Annotated in this window: 18 protein-coding genes and 4 pseudogenes; 18 read left to right on the top strand and 4 right to left on the bottom strand. The window is 39.8% G+C overall.

Annotated elements, in window-relative coordinates; genetic code table 11:
* Positions 1-53: 53 nt before the first annotated feature.
* The 5 genes and pseudogenes from yjbM (at position 54) to E3C75_RS09845 (ending at position 4,867) form a co-directional block, all read left to right on the top strand.
* Positions 54-728: a GTP diphosphokinase gene (gene yjbM, locus E3C75_RS09865; RefSeq protein WP_049554140.1), complete on the top strand. Its 675-nt coding sequence runs from the start codon at positions 54-56 to the stop codon at positions 726-728.
* Positions 700-1,536: an NAD kinase gene (locus E3C75_RS09860; protein ID WP_082245815.1), complete on the top strand. Its 837-nt coding sequence runs from the start codon at positions 700-702 to the stop codon at positions 1,534-1,536. The genes yjbM and E3C75_RS09860 overlap by 29 nt, the downstream gene beginning before the upstream one ends.
* Positions 1,533-2,429: an RluA family pseudouridine synthase gene (locus E3C75_RS09855; protein WP_100273464.1), complete on the top strand. Its 897-nt coding sequence runs from the start codon at positions 1,533-1,535 to the stop codon at positions 2,427-2,429. Before E3C75_RS09860 ends, E3C75_RS09855 begins: the two co-directional genes overlap by 4 nt.
* A 13-nt stretch (positions 2,430-2,442) precedes the next feature.
* A complete protein-coding gene (gene pta / locus E3C75_RS09850; protein WP_084828984.1) occupies positions 2,443-3,426 on the top strand; it encodes a phosphate acetyltransferase in 984 nt (327 codons plus the stop codon).
* An 89-nt stretch (positions 3,427-3,515) separates the two neighbouring features.
* A pseudogene (locus E3C75_RS09845) lies at positions 3,516-4,867 on the top strand (IS3 family transposase).
* 59 nt (positions 4,868-4,926) lie between these two features.
* Here E3C75_RS09845 and E3C75_RS09840 read toward each other — a convergent pair.
* Positions 4,927-6,120 (bottom strand): L-lactate MFS transporter, encoded by a 1,194-nt coding sequence (locus tag E3C75_RS09840; RefSeq protein WP_100262689.1) that lies wholly within the window; start codon positions 6,118-6,120, stop codon positions 4,927-4,929.
* 346 nt (positions 6,121-6,466) lie between these two features.
* On the opposite strand from E3C75_RS09840, the pseudogene E3C75_RS12180 reads away from it, so the two are divergent.
* The 8 genes and pseudogenes from E3C75_RS12180 to E3C75_RS09795 all read left to right on the top strand — a co-directional run.
* A pseudogene (locus E3C75_RS12180) lies at positions 6,467-6,781 on the top strand (TatD family hydrolase); the annotation flags it as partial.
* 31 nt (positions 6,782-6,812) lie between these two features.
* A pseudogene (locus E3C75_RS12175) lies at positions 6,813-7,223 on the top strand (ABC transporter ATP-binding protein); the annotation flags it as partial.
* A pseudogene (locus tag E3C75_RS09820) lies at positions 7,217-7,407 on the top strand (IS3 family transposase); the annotation flags it as partial. The pseudogenes E3C75_RS12175 and E3C75_RS09820, both read left to right, overlap by 7 nt.
* Positions 7,408-7,642: 235 nt before the next feature.
* Positions 7,643-9,616 (top strand): peptide ABC transporter substrate-binding protein, encoded by a 1,974-nt coding sequence (locus tag E3C75_RS09815; protein ID WP_111679665.1) that lies wholly within the window; start codon positions 7,643-7,645, stop codon positions 9,614-9,616.
* A gap of 60 nt (positions 9,617-9,676) precedes the next feature.
* Positions 9,677-11,170, top strand: coding sequence for an ABC transporter permease (locus tag E3C75_RS09810; RefSeq protein WP_064355564.1), 1,494 nt, complete (start codon positions 9,677-9,679; stop codon positions 11,168-11,170).
* Positions 11,170-12,096 (top strand): oligopeptide ABC transporter permease OppC, encoded by a 927-nt coding sequence (gene oppC / locus E3C75_RS09805; RefSeq protein ID WP_084828982.1) that lies wholly within the window; start codon positions 11,170-11,172, stop codon positions 12,094-12,096. The genes E3C75_RS09810 and oppC overlap by 1 nt, the downstream gene beginning before the upstream one ends.
* Positions 12,097-12,105: 9 nt before the next feature.
* Positions 12,106-13,191 carry an ABC transporter ATP-binding protein gene (locus E3C75_RS09800; protein WP_084828981.1) on the top strand — a complete coding sequence of 362 codons (1,086 nt, stop codon included), beginning with the start codon at positions 12,106-12,108 and terminating at the stop codon, positions 13,189-13,191.
* Positions 13,184-14,113, top strand: a complete 930-nt coding sequence (locus tag E3C75_RS09795; RefSeq protein ID WP_082245810.1) for an ATP-binding cassette domain-containing protein — start codon at positions 13,184-13,186, stop codon at positions 14,111-14,113. The genes E3C75_RS09800 and E3C75_RS09795 overlap by 8 nt, the downstream gene beginning before the upstream one ends.
* Positions 14,114-14,162: 49 nt before the next feature.
* Here E3C75_RS09795 and E3C75_RS09790 read toward each other — a convergent pair whose 3' ends face one another.
* From E3C75_RS09790 to E3C75_RS09780, 3 genes are read right to left on the bottom strand one after another with little or no spacing between them, the layout of a single operon-like run.
* The gene (locus E3C75_RS09790; RefSeq protein WP_011681414.1) at positions 14,163-14,948 is read right to left on the bottom strand and encodes a hypothetical protein; all 786 of its coding nucleotides are present in this window, start codon (positions 14,946-14,948) and stop codon (positions 14,163-14,165) included.
* Between the two features lie 11 nt (positions 14,949-14,959).
* Positions 14,960-15,658: an ABC transporter ATP-binding protein gene (locus E3C75_RS09785; RefSeq protein WP_011226301.1), complete on the bottom strand. Its 699-nt coding sequence runs from the start codon at positions 15,656-15,658 to the stop codon at positions 14,960-14,962.
* 4 nt (positions 15,659-15,662) lie between these two features.
* Entirely contained in the window at positions 15,663-16,040 is a 378-nt protein-coding gene (locus E3C75_RS09780; RefSeq protein ID WP_011681413.1) for a GntR family transcriptional regulator, read from the bottom strand.
* Between the two features lie 184 nt (positions 16,041-16,224).
* Between E3C75_RS09780 and E3C75_RS09775 the strand changes: the two genes are divergently transcribed.
* The 5 genes from E3C75_RS09775 to rpoZ all read left to right on the top strand — a co-directional run bounded on the left by E3C75_RS09775 (position 16,225) and on the right by rpoZ (position 20,433).
* The gene (locus E3C75_RS09775; protein ID WP_011681412.1) at positions 16,225-17,019 is read left to right on the top strand and encodes an HAD-IIB family hydrolase; all 795 of its coding nucleotides are present in this window, start codon (positions 16,225-16,227) and stop codon (positions 17,017-17,019) included.
* Positions 17,012-17,827, top strand: coding sequence for a Cof-type HAD-IIB family hydrolase (locus tag E3C75_RS09770; RefSeq protein WP_024010001.1), 816 nt, complete (start codon positions 17,012-17,014; stop codon positions 17,825-17,827). The genes E3C75_RS09775 and E3C75_RS09770 overlap by 8 nt, the downstream gene beginning before the upstream one ends.
* Positions 17,828-17,840: 13 nt before the next feature.
* Positions 17,841-19,232 (top strand): signal recognition particle-docking protein FtsY, encoded by a 1,392-nt coding sequence (gene ftsY, locus E3C75_RS09765; protein WP_064355550.1) that lies wholly within the window; start codon positions 17,841-17,843, stop codon positions 19,230-19,232.
* Positions 19,233-19,467: 235 nt separating this feature from the next.
* Positions 19,468-20,097, top strand: a complete 630-nt coding sequence (gene gmk / locus E3C75_RS09760; RefSeq protein ID WP_002951416.1) for a guanylate kinase — start codon at positions 19,468-19,470, stop codon at positions 20,095-20,097.
* A gap of 21 nt (positions 20,098-20,118) precedes the next feature.
* Complete coding sequence (gene rpoZ / locus E3C75_RS09755; RefSeq protein ID WP_002951415.1) at positions 20,119-20,433, top strand: DNA-directed RNA polymerase subunit omega; 315 nt, start codon at positions 20,119-20,121, stop codon at positions 20,431-20,433.
* Positions 20,434-20,480 lie beyond the last annotated feature (47 nt).

Genomic DNA, 20,480 nt, shown 5'->3' with positions numbered 1-20,480 from the left:
GATTATATTTATTTTATAAAAAACTAAAGCTTTTGACAAGGAGGAGTCCTATCTTGACCATGGATTGGGAACAATTTTTAGACCCCTATATTCAGGCCGTAGGTGAGCTCAAAATCAAGCTCCGAGGCATTCGTAAACAATTTCGTAAGCAAAACCGTCACTCGCCTATTGAGTTTGTGACGGGACGTGTGAAGTCAGTGGCTTCCATTGAGGAGAAAATCGCCCTTCGTGGTCTTTCAATTGAAAATTTGGCTCAAGATATGCAGGATATCGCTGGTCTCCGAGTCATGGTCCAATTTGTCGATGATGTGGATGAGGTTTTGGCTTTGCTTCGTCATCGTAGTGATATGACGATTGTTTCAGAGCGAGACTATATCAGAAACCGTAAAAATTCGGGTTATCGCTCTTATCATGTTATTATCTCTTATCCCGTTGATACCATAGATGGTCGTAAGGAAATTCTTGCAGAGATTCAGATTAGGACTTTGGCCATGAACTTTTGGGCCACCATTGAACATTCTCTTAATTACAAGTATCAGGGGAATTTTCCTGAGGAAATTAAACTTCGCTTGGAAACTACGGCCCGCATGGCTTATGAGCTTGACGAAGAAATGCGGAAGATACGTGATGATATTAGAGAAGCCCAGTTGCTCTTTGATCCAATTAATAGAACTTTGAAGGATAGTGTAGGAAATAGTGATGACACAGATGAAGACCTCTTCGGATGAGATGAAGGTAGCTATTATTGCCAATGGCAAACCCCAAAGTAGGCGTGTTGCCTCGAAACTTTTTAATGCCTTTCGAGATGATCCTGATTTTTATTTGACCAAGAAAAATCCAGATGTGGTCATCTCAATTGGTGGTGATGGTATGTTGCTATCGGCCTTTCATATGTATGAAAAAGAGCTTGCGCGTGTGCGTTTTGTAGGGATTCACACGGGTCATCTAGGCTTTTATACGGATTATTTGGACAGTGAAGTGGATCAATTAATCGAGACGCTTCGAAAAGATAGTGGTGCAAAGATTTCTTACCCTCTTTTGAATGTCAAATTGACCCTGGCTGCTGGTCGTTCTTTTACGTCAATTGCCCTCAATGAAGCAGCAATTAAGCGTAATGAGAAAACCATGGCAGCAGATGTTTGCCTTAATGATGTCTTGTTTGAGAGCTTCCGTGGAGATGGATTGTCGGTGTCAACGCCTACAGGATCAACCGCCTACAATAAATCTTTGGGTGGTGCGGTACTTCATCCCACTATTGAGGCTTTGCAGTTGACAGAAATTGCTAGTCTTAATAATCGTGTTTACCGTACCTTAGGTAGTCCACTTATCGTGCCAAAACATGAGAAGATTACTGTCTATCCTACTCGAATGGGGAGCTACACTCTGTCGGTTGATAATAAGACCTATACCAACCGGAATGTGAAAAAGGTAGAATTTTCGATTGACCAACGTAAGATTTCTTTTGTTGCTAGTGCTAGTCACACAAGTTTTTGGGAACGTGTCCGTGAATCCTTTATTGGAGACATGGAAGAATGAGATATGAATTTACTGTAGGACGTTCATGTCGAGTTAAAACCTTTTTGAAGGAGCACGATATTTCAAAAGGACTTCTAGCCAAAATTAAGTTTGAGGGAGGTCACATCTGGGTCAATGGTGAGGAGCAGTTTGCGACTTATCCTGTCCATGAGGGAGACGTGGTTGCCATAGAAATCCCTGATGAGGCCCCGCATGAAACCTTGAAGCCAATTCCTTTTGACTTGGATATAGTCTATGAGGATGATAACTTCTTGGTGATTAATAAACCCTATGGCTATGCTAGTATTCCAAGTGTTAACCATGATAATACCATGGCTAACTTTGTCAAACATCACTTTGTCAGCAATAATTATCCCAACCAGCGTGTCCATATCGTGACACGTTTGGATAAGGACACATCTGGTCTCATGCTGTTTGCCAAGCATGGTTACGCCCATGCTCGTATGGATAAACAGTTACAACAGAAGTCTATAAAAAAACATTATTATGCCTTGGTTGAAGGTGAGACCAAGCTTGAGCAGCAGGGTGAAATCATTGCACCGATTGCGCGTGATGTGGATTCCATTATCACACGTCGAGTCCATAAATCGGGGAAATATGCCCACACTCGTTATCGTTTGGTAGGTGATTATGGTAGGGTTAAACTGGTTGATATCAATTTGCATACTGGGCGTACCCACCAGATTCGTGTCCACTTTGCCCATTTGGGACTCCCCCTTTTAGGAGATGACCTTTATGGTGGTTCTCTAGACTATGGTATTGAGCGCCAGGCCTTGCATTGCCACCGACTTGCATTTGTTGATCCTTTCACCAAAAAAGAAATGGTCCATGAGTCTTCCTTGACAGATGATTTCGAAACCGTTATCATGGGCTTGAAAACTAAAAAAGATTGATTGAGGAATTTTTATGCGTAGTCTATTTGGTGAACTTCGTGAACATATTTCAGGGAAAGGTGTTAGGATTGTTTTCCCTGAGGGTAATGATGACCGTGTGGTTCGTGCAGCTGCCCGTTTGAAATTTGAAGAATTAGTTGATCCTATTATTTTGGGAGACCCAACAGAGGTTCACAAAATCTTGAACGATCTTGGTTTTGTAGACTTTAACTGTACTATTATTAATCCTGAAACCTATGAAGGCTTCGAGGAAATGAAGGAAAAATTTGTTGAAGTCCGTAAAGGGAAAGCGACAATTGAAGATGCAGACAAGTTGCTTCGTGATGTCAACTATTTTGGTGTTATGCTAGTTAAACTTGGTTTAGCAGATGGAATGGTTTCAGGCGCGATTCACTCAACAGCGGATACCGTTCGTCCTGCTCTTCAAATTATCAAAACGAAACCTGGTGTTTCTCGTACATCAGGTGTCTTCCTTATGAACCGTGAAGACACCAATCATCGCTTGATGTTTGCCGACTGTGCTATCAATATTGAACCAAATTCTCAAGAATTAGCAGAAATTGCAATTAATACTGCAGAAACAGCTAAAGTTTTTGGTATTGATCCTAAAGTGGCGATGCTTAGCTTCTCAACAAAAGGTTCCGCTAAATCACCAAAAGTTGACAGGGTTGTTCAAGCAACAAATATTGCTAAAGAAATGCGTCCTGACTTGGCTATTGATGGTGAGTTGCAGTTTGATGCAGCCTTTGTTCCAGCAACAGCAGCTATTAAGGCACCAGACAGTGACGTAGCAGGACAAGCTAACGTCTTTGTCTTCCCATGTTTACAGGCTGGTAATATTGGTTATAAGATTGCCCAACGTTTGGGAATGTTTGAGGCTATCGGACCAATCTTACAAGGTCTTAATAAACCAGTAAACGATCTTTCTCGTGGTGCTAGTGCTGAAGATATTTACAACTTAGCTATTATCACAGCTGCTCAAGCTCTTAATAATTAAAAGCAATAATAAAAGAAAGTCTGGCTAAGTGAACTGCACCCCAAAAGTTAGACAGAAAAAATCTAACTTTTGGGGTGTTTTTTTTTATTATGAAATTAACTTATGAAGATAAAGTTCAAATATATGAATTGAGAAAGCAAGGAGAAAGCTTTAAACGACTTTCAAATCAATTTGGGGTGAACGTTTCTTGTCTAAAATATATGGTGAAATTAATTGACCGTTATGGAATAAACATCATCAAAAAAGGAAAGAATCGTTATTATTCTCCTAAATTAAAACGAGAAATGATTGATAAAGTGCTACTTGAAGGTCGTTCACAAAAAAGTGTAAGTCTTGATTATTGTCTTCCAAGTGGTGGAATGTTGCCTAACTAGATAGCACAATATAAAAAAATGGGTATACAATTCTTGAGAAAAGAAGAGGCAGAGTACCTAAAATGGGGCGTAAACGTAAGAAAACTTGGGAAGAAATGACAGAACTAGAGCGATTCCAAGAGGAGAATGAACGCTTACGTACCGAGGTAGCCTATCTAAAAAAGTTAAAAGAGTTAGAGGAAAGGGACGAAGCCTTACAGCGAGAAAGGCAGAAACAGTTAGAGAAAAGGGTTTCAGGAGGATTTCGACTCGATTTACTTCTTGAAACAGCACGTTTAGCTCGCTCGACTTACTATTATCAGTTGAAACAACTAGATGGGCACGACAAAGATGAAGAGACTAAAGGCTAAATTCAAGAAATTTATTATGAGCATAAAGGAAATTATGGCTATCGCCGAATAACTCTTGAATTGAGGAATCGTGGTTTTGTAGTGAACCAGAAGAAGGTCCAACGTCTGATGAAGCTCTTTGGTTTAAGTTCCCAAATTCGTCGTAAACACAAATATTCTTCATACCAAGGAGAAGTTGGCAAGAAAGCAGATAACCTTATTCAACGCCAGTTTGAAGCAGCCAACCCCATGGAAAAGTGCTACACAGATGTGACAGAGTTTGCCATTCCAAATAGCACACATAAATTGTATTTATCGCCTGTTTTAGATGGTTTCAACAGCGAAATTATCGCTTATAATCTCTCAACTTCACCAAACTTAGAACAAGTGAAATCTATGTTAGACCAGTCCTTCACAGAGGAGCATTATGAAAATACAATTCTCCATAGTGACCAAGGTTGGCAATATCAACACCAGTTTTATCATGATTTTCTTAAGCAAAATGGAATTCGTCCATCCATGTCCCACAAGAGAAACAGTCCAGATAACGGTATGATGGAATCTTTCTTTGGCGTCTTAAAATCTGAAATGTTTTATAGTTTTGAGAAACAATTCAACTCACTTGACGAGCTCAAACAAGCCATTATCAATTACATTGATTATTACAACAACAAACGAATTAAAGCAAAACTAAAAGGACTCAGCCCTGTAGATTACAGGACTAAATCCTTTCAATAATTAATTGTCCAACTTTTTGGGGTTAGTACATTGTAGGGGGTTATTTTTATGACAAATATTTATTTTCTTTTTTGTGATTTTAGACAAAGTGTAATAGCTAGCGCAAATAGATAAAGTAGGATGAAGACGACAAGAGTGCTTGTGTATGATTTGGTTGCTGAGTATATGACAGCAAGCAACATTGGACCTGCTAGCGCAGCCATTCCCCAAGCTGTTAAAATATAACCGTGCATGGTTGCTAGCTCTTTAGCACCGAAAATATCGCTAAGATACGGTGGAATGAGTGAGAAGCCAGCTCCGTAGCAAGTCATGAGCACAGCCATGGCAATGGTGAATAATGCTGGCGCGTGAAGGAATATGAGAGATATAGTCATGAGGATATTAACAACAAATAAAATAGTGCAGGTCAGCGGACGACCAATATAGTCTGACAAGCTAGCCCAGAGCAATCTTCCAAAGCCATTGAAAATTCCCATAAGCCCGACGATAATGGCAGCTTGGTTAGCAGTCATGCCAGCTACATCTTGTGCCATAGGTGAGACAACAGAGATTAAGGCAAGCCCACAAGAAATGTTGATGAAGAGAATTAGCCAGAGCAGGTAAAATTCAACCGTTTTTAAGGCTTTTTTAGCCCCAATACCTTGGCTTAATTGCTTATGACTGTCGTTAGTATCCTGTTCACTGTAGTATGGAAATTTGAGAAATTGTGAGACGATAAGCATAACCAGAAAATAAGCCACACCTAACAGGTAAAAGGTGTTGATAACATCATATTTGGTGATTAAGAAATACGAAATTGGACTGGTTAAAAGAGAGGCAAAGCCAAACCCCATGATAGCTAGCCCAGTTGCCAGCCCACGTTTATCAGGAAACCACTTGATAATCATTGATACGGGTGTGACATAGCCCGTACCAAGCCCGATACCGCCAAGAACACCATAGCCTAGATAAAGTAGTAAAAGACTATGATTAGCAAGTGCAACACCGGTTAAAATATTTCCAGATGCGTACAGGATAGCTGAGATGGTCCCAGTCACCCTAGGACCAAATTTATCAACAACTTGTCCCATAAAGGCAGCAGACATGCCCAGACAGAAAATCGCAAGTGAGAAGGCAAAAGCAATTGACGATTGATTCCAGCCAGTTTCAGCGATAATAGGATTACGATAAACACTCCAAGCATAAGTAGATCCCAACATTAAATGCAAGATAACACCGCAGCTTGCGATGAGGTAACGATTTTTGGCTAACATATTTTCTCCTTTTTACGAATATTAAACCAATTAATTTTTATAAACGATAGGATATTATTGTATATTATTTTTTTAAATAAGTAAAGTAGTATTTATTTTTAAATAAACACGTACAATATAAAAAGAATGAATAATAACGTTCAGAGTTTGATGATTTGGTTAAATAAGTTTTTATTTTTTGATGATAAAGTTATCAACATGTGAAAAACTTAAAATGTTTTTAAAATAGTCATTATCCACAGAACGACCAAGGGTGAGAGATTTTAAGGTAAAATAAGGGGAACTTTCCCCCCATTTTCCTCACACTTGCTTTGGTGTCTTTTGTGGTGTGTGTTATAAAAAAAGCATGGAAATTTTCGATACACATACGTATCTTAACGCTGATGATTTTGCTGGTCGTGAAGCAGAAGAATTAGCCCTCGCTAAAGAAATGGGCGTTACTCGACACAACGTCGTTGGTTTTGATGCACCAACCATTAAACGAGCTATTGAATTAGCTGAAGAATACCCAGAAATTTATGCCACAATCGGTTGGCACCCAACTGAAGCTGGCTCTTATAATCAAGAGGTTGAGGATATGATTGTCGCCAACCTATAGCATCCAAAAGTGATTGGTCATGGTGAGATTGGACTGGATTATTATTGGATGGAAGATCCAAGAAATTGGTGTTGGTCCACGTAGTGGCATTATTCACTCACTTTCTGGGGGACAACGTCAACGTATGGGGATTGCGAGTTCTTTGGTCATGCAGCCTGATTTGATTATCACTGATGAACCAATCTCAGCCCTTGACGTGTCAGTTCGTGCTCAAGTTTTGAATTTGCTTAAGAAATTCCAAAAAGAGTTGGGGTTAACCTATCTCTTTATCGCTCACGATTTGTCAGTGGTTCGTTTCATTTCTGACCGTATCGCTGTTATCTAAAAGGGGACAATCGTGGAAGTTGCTGAGACAGAAGAGCTCTACAACAATCCTATCCATCCTTACACCAAGTCACTCTTGTCTGCTGTTCCTATTCCAGATCCAATCTTGGAACGTAAGAAAGTCTTGAAGGTTTATGATCCAAACCAACACGACTATTCGGTTGATAAACCAGAAATGGTATGATGGGATCCTTCTTTGGTATTCTTAAGTCTGAGATATTTTGTGGTTACGAGGCTACCTTTCAGTCACTTGAGCATTGAAATAAGCTATTGTAGACTATATTGATTATTACAACAACAAACGTATTAAGGTAAAATTAAAAGTACTCAGTCCTGTGCAATACAGAACTAAATCCTTTGGATAAATTAGTTGTCTAACTTTTTGGGGTCAGTACAAAGCGACTGGGCTTTTTTGTGGAACTTTTGTAATTAAAAATAAATCAATGTTAACTAAATGAGAACCTTTATTGATAAGGAATTACAGTTGTTATCGTGTTTACATTATGTTATCGAATTTTACAAAATTTTCTGATAAAAAGCTAGACTGCTTGATTATTTATGCTATAATAAAGTTGTAAAAAATTTTTTTGGAGGCATTTTATGAAAAAAAGCAAATGGTTGGCCCTCGCGGGTGTAGCACTTCTAGGTGTTGGTGTGTTAGCGGCTTGTTCATCTAAATCAAACACTAGCGGAACTACTTATGGTTACGTTTACAGTTCGGATCCAGAAACTTTGGATTATATTACATCAAATACGGGACCTACAAAATCTGTTGTGACAAATGGTGTAGATGGACTTATGGAAGCGGACAAATATGGTAATCTTGTTCCATCAGTAGCTGAAGACTGGTCTGTGTCTAAAGATGGTCTTACTTATACCTATAAAATTCGTAAAGGGATCAAATGGTATACTTCTGAAGGTGAAGAGTACGCTAATGTTACTGCTAAGGACTTTGTAACGGGTCTTAAACATGCTGCGGATTCCAAAGCAGGTGGTATCTATTTGGTTCAAGATTCTATTGCTGGATTGTCTGACTATCTCTCTGGTACCAATAAAGATTTCTCGAATGTGGGTGTCAAGGCAATTGATGACTATACTTTGCAGTACACGCTTAAGCAACCAGAACCATACTGGAACTCTAAGACAACTTATAGTTTGCTTTTCCCAGTAAATGAAGACTTCCTCAAGAATAAGGGAAAAGATTTTGGTAAATCAACAGACCCAACCTCTATCCTTTATAATGGACCTTTCCTTCTCAAATCTTTGACAGCTAAATCTTCAATTGAGTTGGTTAAGAATGAACATTATTGGGACAAGAAAAATGTACACTTTGATGCCATCAAATTCTCATATTATGATGGTTCGGATCAAGATGCTCTAGTACGTGGTTTCACTGATGGTGCTTATAATTTTGCTCGTGTCTTTCCAACAAGTTCAAACTATGCTTCTGTAGAGAAGAAATATAAAGATAATATTTTTTACACAGCACCAGGTGCGTCTACATCAGCTATTGGTATTAATATTGACCGTCAAAGTTACAAGTATACAGCCAAAAAGACGGATTCTGAAAAATCATCAACCAAGAAAGCCCTTCTAAACAAGGACTTCCGTCAAGCAATTAACTTTGCCATTGACCGTAAGGCCTATCAATCACAAATTAACGGTAAAGATGGTGCAACTCTAGCTGTTCGTAACCTCTTTGTGCCTTCTGATTTTGTGAGTGCAGGTGATAAGACCTTCGGAGATCTTGTAACAGAGAAAATGTCTTCATATGGGGATGAATGGTCAGGTGTGAATCTTGCTGATAGTCAAGATGGCCTCTACAATGCTGAAAAAGCTAAGACTGAGTTTGCCAAAGCTAAGGATGCTCTCCAAGCAGATGGTGTTCAATTCCCAATTCATTTGGACCTTCCAGTTGACCAAAGCTCTAAACTTAATGTTGCCCAAGTCCAATCTTTGAAACAAACCATTGAAAAATCATTGGGTAGCGAAAATGTTGTTATAGATATTAACCAATTGTCATCTGATGATTTGCAAAATGCAACACTTAATGCAGCCAACGCAGCAGCAGAAGACTGGGATATTTCAAATAGTGTCGCTTGGGCGCCAGATTACCAAGATCCATCAACCTACCTTGATATCTTTAAGACAACTTCAAGTGAAAACACTAAGGCTTTCATGGGTTATGATGATCCAAATAATGCGGCAGCAGCCCAAGTGGGACTCAAAGACTATGATGCCTTGCTGAATTCTGCAGCTTCAGAAACAAGTGACCTTAATGTTCGTTACGATCGTTATGCTCAAGCTCAAGCATGGTTGGAGGACAGTTCGCTTGTGATTCCATTGACTGTTGGTAATGGTGCGGCACCAGTTATCTCACGCTTGACACCGTTTACCGGTGCTAGCCTCCAGGTGGGTGATAAAAACTCATCAAACGACTACATCAAATATGTGAAACCACAAGAAAAAGTAGTTACTAAGAAAGAATATGAACAAAGTCGTGAAAAATGGCTTAAAGAAAAGAAAGAATCTAACGAAAAAGCTCAAAAAGATCTTGAGAAACACGTTAAATAAAAGAACGATGGAACTTTCTCATTTGATTGGGAAAGTTCTTTTGGAATTAATGGAAGAGACATGAAAAGATATATTTTATTGAGAACCCTCCGTTCTATATTGTCAATATTTGTCGTGACGGCCTTGACCTACACGATTATCTATACCATGGTGCCGAGGCGTCTGATTTTCAGACAGGACCCTAACTACAATAAGATTGCAAAGACAGCTGATTCTAAGATAAACTATGAAAATACAATCTTTGAACGTATGGGGTACATTGATTACTATGACACCAAGGAGTTGCAGGAGAATGCCAGCACACTTGATAAGTCGGTAACAACTAAGCCAACAAAAGCCAATAAAGCTATCTACCAAAAATATGTGGATAGTTTGGGACATGGCTGGCGTTTGCATCAGTTCAAGCAAAGTAAGCAATTCTATGCGACACGTGATGTGCCAGTGCTTGAACGTGTGTTTGAATTCTACACGCACCTCTTTGAATTTGACAATACTGGATGGGTTAAAGATAAAACAAATCCAAACTTGAAGCGTTACATCCGTATTGAAAATGATCCAGCTATTGGTTGGTCGGTTGTTGGTTCAGGGACTAAGCACAAATATTTGCTTTACTTTAACAGTCAGTTCCCGTTTGTTCACCAAAATTTTGTGAAGATGAATCTTGGAACTTCATACCCAACTTATGCTGGGCAAGGTGTTCTTGATGTTATTACACAAGGCCAAGGACAGACAAAAAGCTCTGTGGTTAACTTCCCTACTGGTAAGAAAATATCTTCAGTAGATATCTATTCTCGTACTTATAAATCACCTAGTCAGGCTGACGCTAGAGATCGTTCTTACTATGGTGATGATCCGTACACATCTACTAAGAGTCGTTATCAGTACCCATCAATGGTGACAAGCTCTGCCATTGCTGGTTTGATTGGTTTGGTCTTGTCTTATGCCTTAGCGATTCCATTGGGATCTTACATGGCACGCTTTAAAAATACACTCTTTGATAGTGTGTTAACAGGCGTCTTGACTTTCTTGCTTTCGCTACCGACGATTGCCTTGGTATATATCATTCGCTTGATTGGTTCTGAGATTGGTCTTCCGGATTCTTTTCCTATCTTGGGTGCGGGTGACTGGCGTTCATACGTCTTGCCATCTGTTATTCTCGGTCTCTTGTCAACACCAGGTCTTGCGATTTGGATTCGTCGTTACATGATTGACTTGCAATCACAAGACTTTGTTCGTTTTGCACGTGCCAAAGGGTTGTCAGAACAAGAAATTTCAAATAAACACATTTTAAAAAACGCTATGGTTTCCTTGGTTTCAGGGTTCCCAGCATCTATTGTTGGGGTTATCACAGGGGCAACCTTGACAGAAACAATCTTCGCCTACCCTGGTATGGGTAAAATGTTGATCGATTCTGTTCGTGCTTCTAATAATGCTATGGTCGTTGGGCTGGTATTTATTTTTACAGCTCTCTCCATCTTCTCATTGCTTGTGGGTGATATCCTTATGACTATTATTGACCCACGTATCAAATTGACATCTAAAGGAGGTAAATAATGGCTTCAATTGATAAAAGTAAGTTCCAATTTGTAAAGCGCGATGATTTTGCCTCTGAAACAATTGATGCACCGTCTTACTCATACTGGAAATCAGTGATGCGTCAATTTTTTAAAAAGAAATCAACAGTTGTAATGTTGGGAATCTTGATTGCTATTGTTTTGATGAGTTTCATCTACCCAATGTTTTCTAAATTTGACTTCAATGATGTCTCAAAAGTAAATGATTTCAGTTTGCGTTATGTACATCCAAACGCTCAATACTGGTTCGGTACTGACGGTAATGGTAAGTCTCTATTTGACAGTGTTTGGTTTGGGGCTCGTAATTCTATCCTTATCGCTGTTATCGCTACCTTCCTGAATGTTATAATTGGTTTGCTTGTAGGTGCTGTTTGGGGGATTTCTAAGACCTTCGATATGATTATGATGGAAATCTACAACATCATCTCAAATATTCCCTCTCTCCTTGTGGTTATCGTCTTGACTTACTCATTAGGTGCTGGTTTTTGGAATATGATTTTTGCCATGACCGTAACAGGTTGGATTGGTATTGCCTACACAATCCGTATTCAAATCATGCGTTATCGTGATTTGGAGTATAACTTGGCTTCTCGCAATTTGGGAACACCAACGGCTAAGATTGTGATTAAAAATATTATGCCACAACTTGTGTCAGTTATTGTAACCATGGCTAGTCAACTTTTGCCAGGATTTATCTCTTATGAGGCCTTCCTTTCATACTTTGGTTTGGGTCTTCCTGTTACTACGCCTAGTCTTGGTCGTTTGATTTCAGACTATGCACAGAATGTTACAGTCAATGCCTATCTCTTCTGGATTCCATTGACTACCTTGATTCTTGTTTCTCTTGCTCTCTTTATTATTGGTCAAAACTTAGCGGATGCTAGTGACCCACGTACGCATAGATAGGAGTCCAATATGACAGAAAATAAAAATGTAATATTATCGGCTCGCGATATCGTCGTGGAATTTGACGTTCGTGACCGTGTTTTGACAGCTATTCGAGGGGTTTCTCTTGATTTAGTTGAAGGTGAAGTTTTAGCCTTGGTTGGTGAGTCTGGTTCAGGGAAATCAGTCTTGACTAAAACTTTTACAGGGATGCTGGAAGAAAATGGTCGTGTAGCTAGCGGATCTATCGACTACCGTGGCAAAGACTTGACTAAATTTAAGAGTCACCAAGATTGGGCAGCTATCCGTGGAGCTAAGATTGCAACTATTTTCCAAGATCCAATGACCAGTCTTAACCCAATTAAGACTATCGGAAGTCAAATTATTGAAGTTATTGTTAAGCACCAAGGGAAAACAGCCAAGGAAGCTAAAAAAATGGCAATTGATTACATGGACAAGGTTGGTATTCCAGATGCTGAAAAACGTTTCAATGAATATCCTTTCCAATACTCTGGTGGGATGCGTCAACGTATCGTTATTGCCATTGCCTTGGCTTGTCGTCCTGATGTCCTTATCTGTGACGAACCAACAACTGCCCTTGATGTGACCATTCAAGCTCAAATCATTGACCTCTTGAAATCACTCAAAGAGGAGTATGGTTTCTCGGTCATTTTCATTACCCATGACCTTGGCGTCGTAGCAAGTATCGCGGACAAGGTTGCTGTCATGTATGCTGGCGAAATCATTGAATACGCAACTGTTGAGGAAATTTTCTATGAGCCTTGTCATCCATACACGTGGAGCTTGCTTTCAAGTCTGCCACAATTGGCTGGTGATAATGGAAAACTCTTCTCAATTCCAGGGACGCCACCATCACTTTATACACCAGTTGTTGGGGATGCCTTTGCCTTGCGTTCAGATTATGCTTTGCAGATTGATTTTGAGGAAAAAGCACCACAATTCCAAGTTTCAGATACTCACTGGGCTAAGACCTGGCTCTTACATGAGGATGCGCCAAAAGTTGATAAACCTGCGGTTATCCAAAATCTACATGAAAAAATCCTAGCCAATATGGGATTTGCACATTTAGGAGATGAGGAGGAAGGCAATGCCTGAGAAATTAGTTGAAGTAAAAGATGTGGAAATTTCCTTCGGCGAAGGAAAAAAGAAGTTCGTTGCTGTCCACAATGCTAATTTTTTCATCAACAAGGGTGAAACCTTCTCCCTCGTTGGTGAGTCTGGTAGTGGTAAAACGACTATTGGACGTGCCATTATCGGTTTAAATGACACAAGTAATGGTGAGATTATTTTTGACGGTAAGAAGATCAATGGATACTTATCACACTCTGAGAAAAACGACCTTATCCGTCGTATTCAGATGATTTTCCAAGACCCTGCGGCTAGTTTGAATGAACGTGCGACAGTCGATTATATCTTGTCTGAGGGCTTGTACAATTTCCATCTTTATAAAGATGAGGAAGAACGTAAGGCTAAAATCAAGGAAATCATCAAAGAAGTAGGACTTCTTGAGGAGCACTTAACACGTTACCCTCACGAATTTTCTGGGGGACAACGTCAACGTATCGGGATTGCGCGTTCTTTGGTCATGCAGCCTGATTTGGTTATCGCTGATGAACCAATCTCAGCCCTTGACGTGTCAGTTCGTGCCCAAGTTTTGAATTTGCTTAAGAAATTCCAAAAAGAGTTGGGGTTAACCTATCTCTTTATCGCTCACGATTTGTCAGTGGTCCGTTTCATTTCTGACCGTATCGCTGTTATCTATAAGGGGACAATCGTGGAAGTTGCTGAGACAGAAGAGCTCTACAACAATCCTATCCATCCTTACACCAAGTCACTCTTGTCTGCTGTTCCTATTCCAGATCCAATCTTGGAACGTAAGAAAGTCTTGAAGGTTTATGATCCAAACCAACACGACTATTCGGTTGATAAACCAGAAATGGTGGAAGTACGCCCAGGTCACTTCGTTTGGGGTAATAAGACAGAAATTGAGACTTATCGTAAAGAACAAAGTAAGTAAGTCTTTTCAATGCAAAAAAATCGTGTTCCAAAAGGAACACGGTTTTTCTTTAGTCCAAATTTAAATGCTTTGTCATGATATAGTAGGTACCAAAGTAACTTGCTGCGATGAGAACAAGAGACTGGACTAGACTAAAGATATATGACGAGTTATTAATTACAGTATTTGTTGCATTTCCGGTCAAGGCTGCACCGATTCCAAAGAAGAAACCAATAAAGAATAGGATGGCCTGAATGGTGAAATAGGCGACAAATCCCATACGAACTTTGTTGGTATTGAAGAGGTTTCCAATACTAATACAGAGGTAATAGAATAGGATACCGCTAATTTTTCCTAAAATTATAGAAGGGATGAAGAGGTAGAGGGCCCCCATTTCTTTTAAGATTTGACCGAAGTAGCTGGTAGTCAGGAGGATATCTTTTATATCAAGGTTGAAAGCGGCTATAATGCCAATTGAAGCGAGTACAACGAGAGATGAAATCGTATCTAAAATAAAAGCTGCCAAAAGTTTAGACAAGATTAATTGGTGGGCAGAAACTGGGAGTGTATTGGTTAGGTAGCCTTCTCGTCCAAAGACACTAGTCGCAAAGCGTTTGATAATGAGAACAATGGTTGCGATATAGATGGTTCCCCAAACAACAATGGTGGCAATCACAATCAGTGTAAAGAAAGCCATAAACAGTAAGCTTGGTTCCTTGTGGATGTGTTCAAAGGTGACCGTTAGTTTTTGAAGCATTAAGCCCAAAGGTATGGACAGTAGGATGGCAATTCCATAGATGCCAAGATACCACTTACGGACTGATTGTAATTCATATTTAACTAATTTCCAAAACATGCTCATACCTCCTAATTGTGGAACATCTCTCTGAAGAGTTTGTCAATAGACTTGCCATGGGCTTGACGGATATTATCTGTATCACCTTGAAGTTCGATCTGACCGTATTTTAAGAAGACAACTTCATCTAAGACAGATTCAATGTCTGCAATCAAATGGGTTGAAATAATAACAGAAGCATCTTCAGAGTATTGGTTGATAATAGTTTTTAGGATATAGTCACGTGATGCAGGATCGACCCCACCAATAGGTTCATCAAGGAGATAGAGTTTAGCCTCACGACTCATAACTAAAATCAACTGAACTTTTTCTTTATTACCTTTTGAAAGGTCTTTAAGTCGCAAATCAGGTTGGAGCTTTAGATCCTCCAAGAGTTGCAAGGCAAGAGGATAGCGGAAATCAGCGTAAAAATCTTGGAAGAAATCCAAGTAGTACTGGATTGTCTTACTTTCATCTAAATAGGTAATGTCAGGCAAATAAGCTACTTGCGCCTTAGTGATAGGTGACGGATGAAATCCATTAATGGTCACTAAACCAGAAGTCGGTTGAAGGAGACCGTTTAAAATTTTGATTAGGGTTGTTTTACCACTACCGTTCGGACCTAAAAGGCCAACAATTTTTCCTGACGGGATGGACATGGTCACATCTCTAAGGGCTGGAATACCGTTATAGGTCTTGGTGAGATTTGTTAGAGTTACAATATCAGTCATTGGTCTATAAGTCCTTTCCTGTTTGTTCGATGTAGTCAGTGATGATAGTCTTGATTTCAGGTGAGCTAAAACCAATGGCTGTCATTTCAGTGACAAAGTTTTTCATGAGAGTTTGAGCAATCTCGTGTCTTTTTTGATCAATGAGTTTCTCATCTTCAGTAACGAAGCGACCGGACGTACGGGCAGAATAAACCAACCCCTCTTTTTCAAGTTCTTGGAAGGCTCTTTGTACGGTGTTGGGATTGACACCGGCTTCCTGAGCAAACTCTCTCACGGGTAAAAGTTGTTGTCCCATACTTAATTCTTTGGAAACAATCTTCAATTTCACACGATAGGCGATTTGGAGATAAATTGGTGATTTTTCATCAAATGTCCAAGCCATAAGAGACTCCTTTCTAAGAGATATAAAAGTATTATTTTTTTGTACTAAAGTAATGATACAACTAAAAAGGTGATTTTGCAAGTAATAATCCATATTTTCTCTAATTTCTTTAGCTTTTCCCTAACTTATATCCTTATTTTTGGTACAATAGGGGCAAGTATATTCGACCTGAAGGGAGTTTATTTTGAATATTTTAGCGACAGATATGGATGGTACTTTTTTGGACCACCTTGGTTCCTATGATAAGGTGCGTTTAGATAAGCTTTTGGATGCTTGTGAAGCTAAAAATTACGTCTTTACAGTAGCTTCTGGTCGATCTCTCTTAGCTTTGGAAGAACTCTTTGACGGCTTTGTGGACCGCATTGCTATTATTGCGGAAAATGGGGCCTTGGTTCAGTACAAGGGTGAAGTCTTGTTTGAGTCTAAGCTAGAACCTAAAGACTATTTGGAAATTGCAGATACGACCTCAGCTTTACCAACTTGTGAGGGAATTCTTTTGTCAGGACGTCGAGGAGCCTATGCACCAGAAGATGCAGATCCAGCCTATCTTAAGGCCATGGAACGCTACTATGAAAATGTCATGGCAACAAACCTTGAAGGGGTTACAGATGATATTTTCAAGGTTACTGCTAAGTTTCAAGGGGATACCATCATGGAACGTGGTGACTATCTCAATACGATTTTTGAGGATATAACAGCTGTAACTACTGGCTTTGATTCTATGGATATTATCCTTAAAGGTGTAGACAAGGGATTTGGGCTTTACCATCTTTGTCAAGAGTTGGGGCGTCAGGCTTCAGATGTCGTTGCTTTTGGTGATAATCTCAATGATATGGAGATGCTGACATTTGCAGGATGTGCGGTTGCTACGGAAAATGCGCGTGATGAGATTAAGGAAGTGGCAGATGAGGTGATTGGTCACCATAGAGATGGTGCAGTCTTTGACTACATGGAAGGATTGGTAGGTTCAGATGGCTGAGATTAAATTGTTGGCCTTGGATTTGGATGGGACGCTATTTACCAAGGATAAGCAAGTGACTGCTGAAAATAGAGCTGCTCTTAAGGCGGCAGAAGCTAAGGGGATTCACGTGGTTATCACGACCGGTCGTCCCCTTCCAGCTATTAATCATGTCTTGGGAGACTTGGGTTTGTTAGACGACAAGCACTACAGCGTAACCTTCAATGGTGGGTTGGTTCAGCGTAATAACGGCGATATTTTAATCAAGAAAGAGATGACCAGAGATGATTTAAAGCAGATTTATGCTGTTTTTGAACCTCTGGGACTCCCTATGGATGTTCTTAGTGATGGTATTGTCTATGGAGTGCCTAGTAAAGGGAATCATTCGCTCTATCGTCAGGCTAATCCTACTTTGACTTTTGTTGATGTGGATAGCATTGATGACATTCCGCAAGATATCGTCTATAATAAGGTAGTTACGGTTTGTGAGGGAGACTTTTTGGATTCCCAAATTGGAAAACTACCTGACCATCTATACCAAGCGTTTGAGGTCTTTAAGTCTCGTGAAATTATCCTAGAGGTTATGCCAAAGGGTGTTCATAAAGCTGCGGGTTTGAGACTCTTGACTGATTATCTCGCTCTTGACAGAAGTCAAGTCATGGCTATGGGAGATGAAGAGAATGATTTGTCCATGCTAGAGTGGGCTGGTCTGGGTGTCGCTATGGCGAATGGTGTTCCTCAGGTTAAGGCTGTTGCTAAGGCTGTAACGACAAAAACAAATGAAGAATCTGGAGTGGCTGAGGCCATCCATAAATACATTCTAGAGTAATAAGGAGAACCAGATGGGTCTATTTGATCGATTATTTGGACAAGAGAAAACCGATTCACAGGAAACTCTTGCTAATAAAGAGCTTACAGAGGTGATTTCAGAAACGGATTCTATTGCTGATCAAGATTTGTCATCAAGTGAATTAACAACTGGAAATCAAGCAGGACAGTTTAGCAAGACTGATACTCAAGTAGAAGAAGATTTATCCACAGAATCTGTTGTGACAGATGAAAGTGAAGAGGCACTTACTGAAGAACTTTCTGTGGATAATCAGCCCTCAAGCGAATCAGAAATAGCTTCAGAATCAGTCGATAGTCAAGCAACTGTGGATAGCCACTTTGCGGATGTCATGGCTGATTACTATGCTAAGAAGGCTCAAGTAGCTGCAGCTGCGGAAAAAGGTGAGACAGTTACTTTTGAAGCGGTCCAAACCCGTAAGGTTGAGGAAACAGCTACAGAATTACCTGATTCCAAGACTGAAACAGAGCAAGAAAAGTATAATCGTACGCTTAAGAAGACGCGTACTGGTTTTGCTGCTCGCTTGAATGAATTCTTCGCTAATTTTCGTCGTGTTGATGAAGAGTTTTTCGAACAATTGGAAGAAATACTGATTCTCTCTGACGTTGGGGTCAATGTTGCGACGCAATTAACGGAAGACTTGCGCTATGAAGCTCGACTTGAGAATGTCAAAAAGACTGAGGATTTGCAACGCTTGATTATTGAAAAACTTGTGGATATCTACGAGAAGGACGATGTTTACGAGGAGCAGATTAATTTCCAAGATGGTTTGACAGTTATACTTTTTGTTGGTGTTAATGGGGTTGGTAAAACGACTTCTATTGGTAAGTTGGCAAATAAATACAAACAAGAAGGCAAAAATGTCATGCTAGTTGCTGCTGATACTTTCCGTGCGGGAGCTGTTGCTCAATTGGTCGAGTGGGGACGTCGTGTTGATGTGCCTGTAGTGACTGGTGCTGAAAAGGCCGACCCTGCTTCCGTGGTTTTTGATGGTATGGAGAAGGCTCTTGCTGAAGGTGTTGATGTTCTTATGATTGATACTGCGGGTCGTTTACAAAACAAAGACAACCTTATGGCAGAGCTTGAAAAAATTGGCCGTATTATCAAGCGTGTGGTGCCAGAAGCACCCCATGAAACCCTCTTGGCTTTGGATGCTTCAACAGGTCAAAATGCACTTAATCAGGCTAAGGAATTTTCAAAAATCACACCTCTTACGGGTCTTGTTTTAACCAAGTTGGATGGTAGTGCCAAGGGTGGTGTGGTTCTAGCCATTCGCCAAGAGTTGGATATCCCAGTTAAGTTGATTGGTTTCGGTGAGAAGATTGATGATATTGGCGAGTTCCATTCAGAAGAATTCATGCAAAGTCTCTTGACTGGACTGGTTTAAAAAGATATTTAAAAAGAGTGAGTACTGGGAAAAGGTATTCACTCTTTTTAATAGTGTCCTCACCTTGAAAAAAGTCGCTTTTATTGATAGAATGGTAAGAGAATAAGGCTGCTTTGAAAAGTGAGCTGTAACTTAATCACTGAACAACCCCTACTAAACCATAAAAAGAGATGATTTACTTCTCTTTTTAAGGTGAGTCATAATAAGAATTTTAATCTTAGTTTAAGGAGAAGACATGTCTGAACGTGGACTTTTAATTGTTTTTTCAGGGCCTTCTGGTGTCGGAAAAGGAACTGTTCGTCAGGAGATTTTTTCAAAACCTGACCACAAATTTGAATACTCAGTATCAATGACCACACGTGCTCAACGTCCTGGTGAAGTTGATGGGAAGGATTATTTCTTCCGTTCGCGTGAGGAATTCGAAGAGCTTATTCGTAATGGTCAAATGCTGGAATATGCTGAGTATGTAGGCAACTACTACGGAACACCTTTGGCCTATGTCAATGAAACCTTGGATAAGGGAATTGATGTTTTCCTTGAAATCGAGGTTCAAGGAGCCCTACAGGTTAAGAAAAAGGTTCCAGATGCTGTCTTTATCTTTTTGACACCACCAGATTTGAACGAACTTGAAGAACGTTTAGTTGGCCGTGGGACAGACTCTGAAGAAGTTATTGCTCAACGTATTGAACGTGCGCGTGAAGAGATTGCTCTCATGAGCGAATACGATTATACCATTGTCAATGACGAGGTGCCTTTGGCTGCCGAGCGTGTAAAGCGTGTTATTGAAGCGGAACACTTCCGAGTTGAACGTGTGATTGGCCACTATCGTAATATGATTTCAGATAAGAGATTATCAGATAAATAAATTAGAAATAGGTATAGAATTATGATGTTGAAACCCTCTATTGATAAACTTTTGGATAAAGTGCCTTCAAGATATTCATTAGTTATTTTGCAAGCAAAACGTGCCCATGAATTGGCAGCTGGTGCTGAACCTACTCAAGAATTTTCGTCTGTAAAATATACGCTTCAAGCCCTTGAAGAAATTGAATCTGGTAATGTCATTATTCACCCAAATCCAGAAGCTAAACGTAAATTGGCACGTTTGAAAGTTATCCAAGCGCGTCTTGCTGCTGAGGAAGAAGAACGTAAAATCAAAGAACAAATCGCTAAAGAAAAAGAAGAGGGAGATAAAATCTAAAATCAAAGTCTTGCTTTGGTTTACGAGGATAAGAGGAGCTGAGGCAT

The sequence above is a fragment of the Streptococcus thermophilus genome (assembly GCF_010120595.1).
In the GTDB taxonomy this organism is placed as follows: domain Bacteria; phylum Bacillota; class Bacilli; order Lactobacillales; family Streptococcaceae; genus Streptococcus; species Streptococcus thermophilus.
This window is presented reverse-complemented; position numbering and strand designations above follow the sequence as displayed.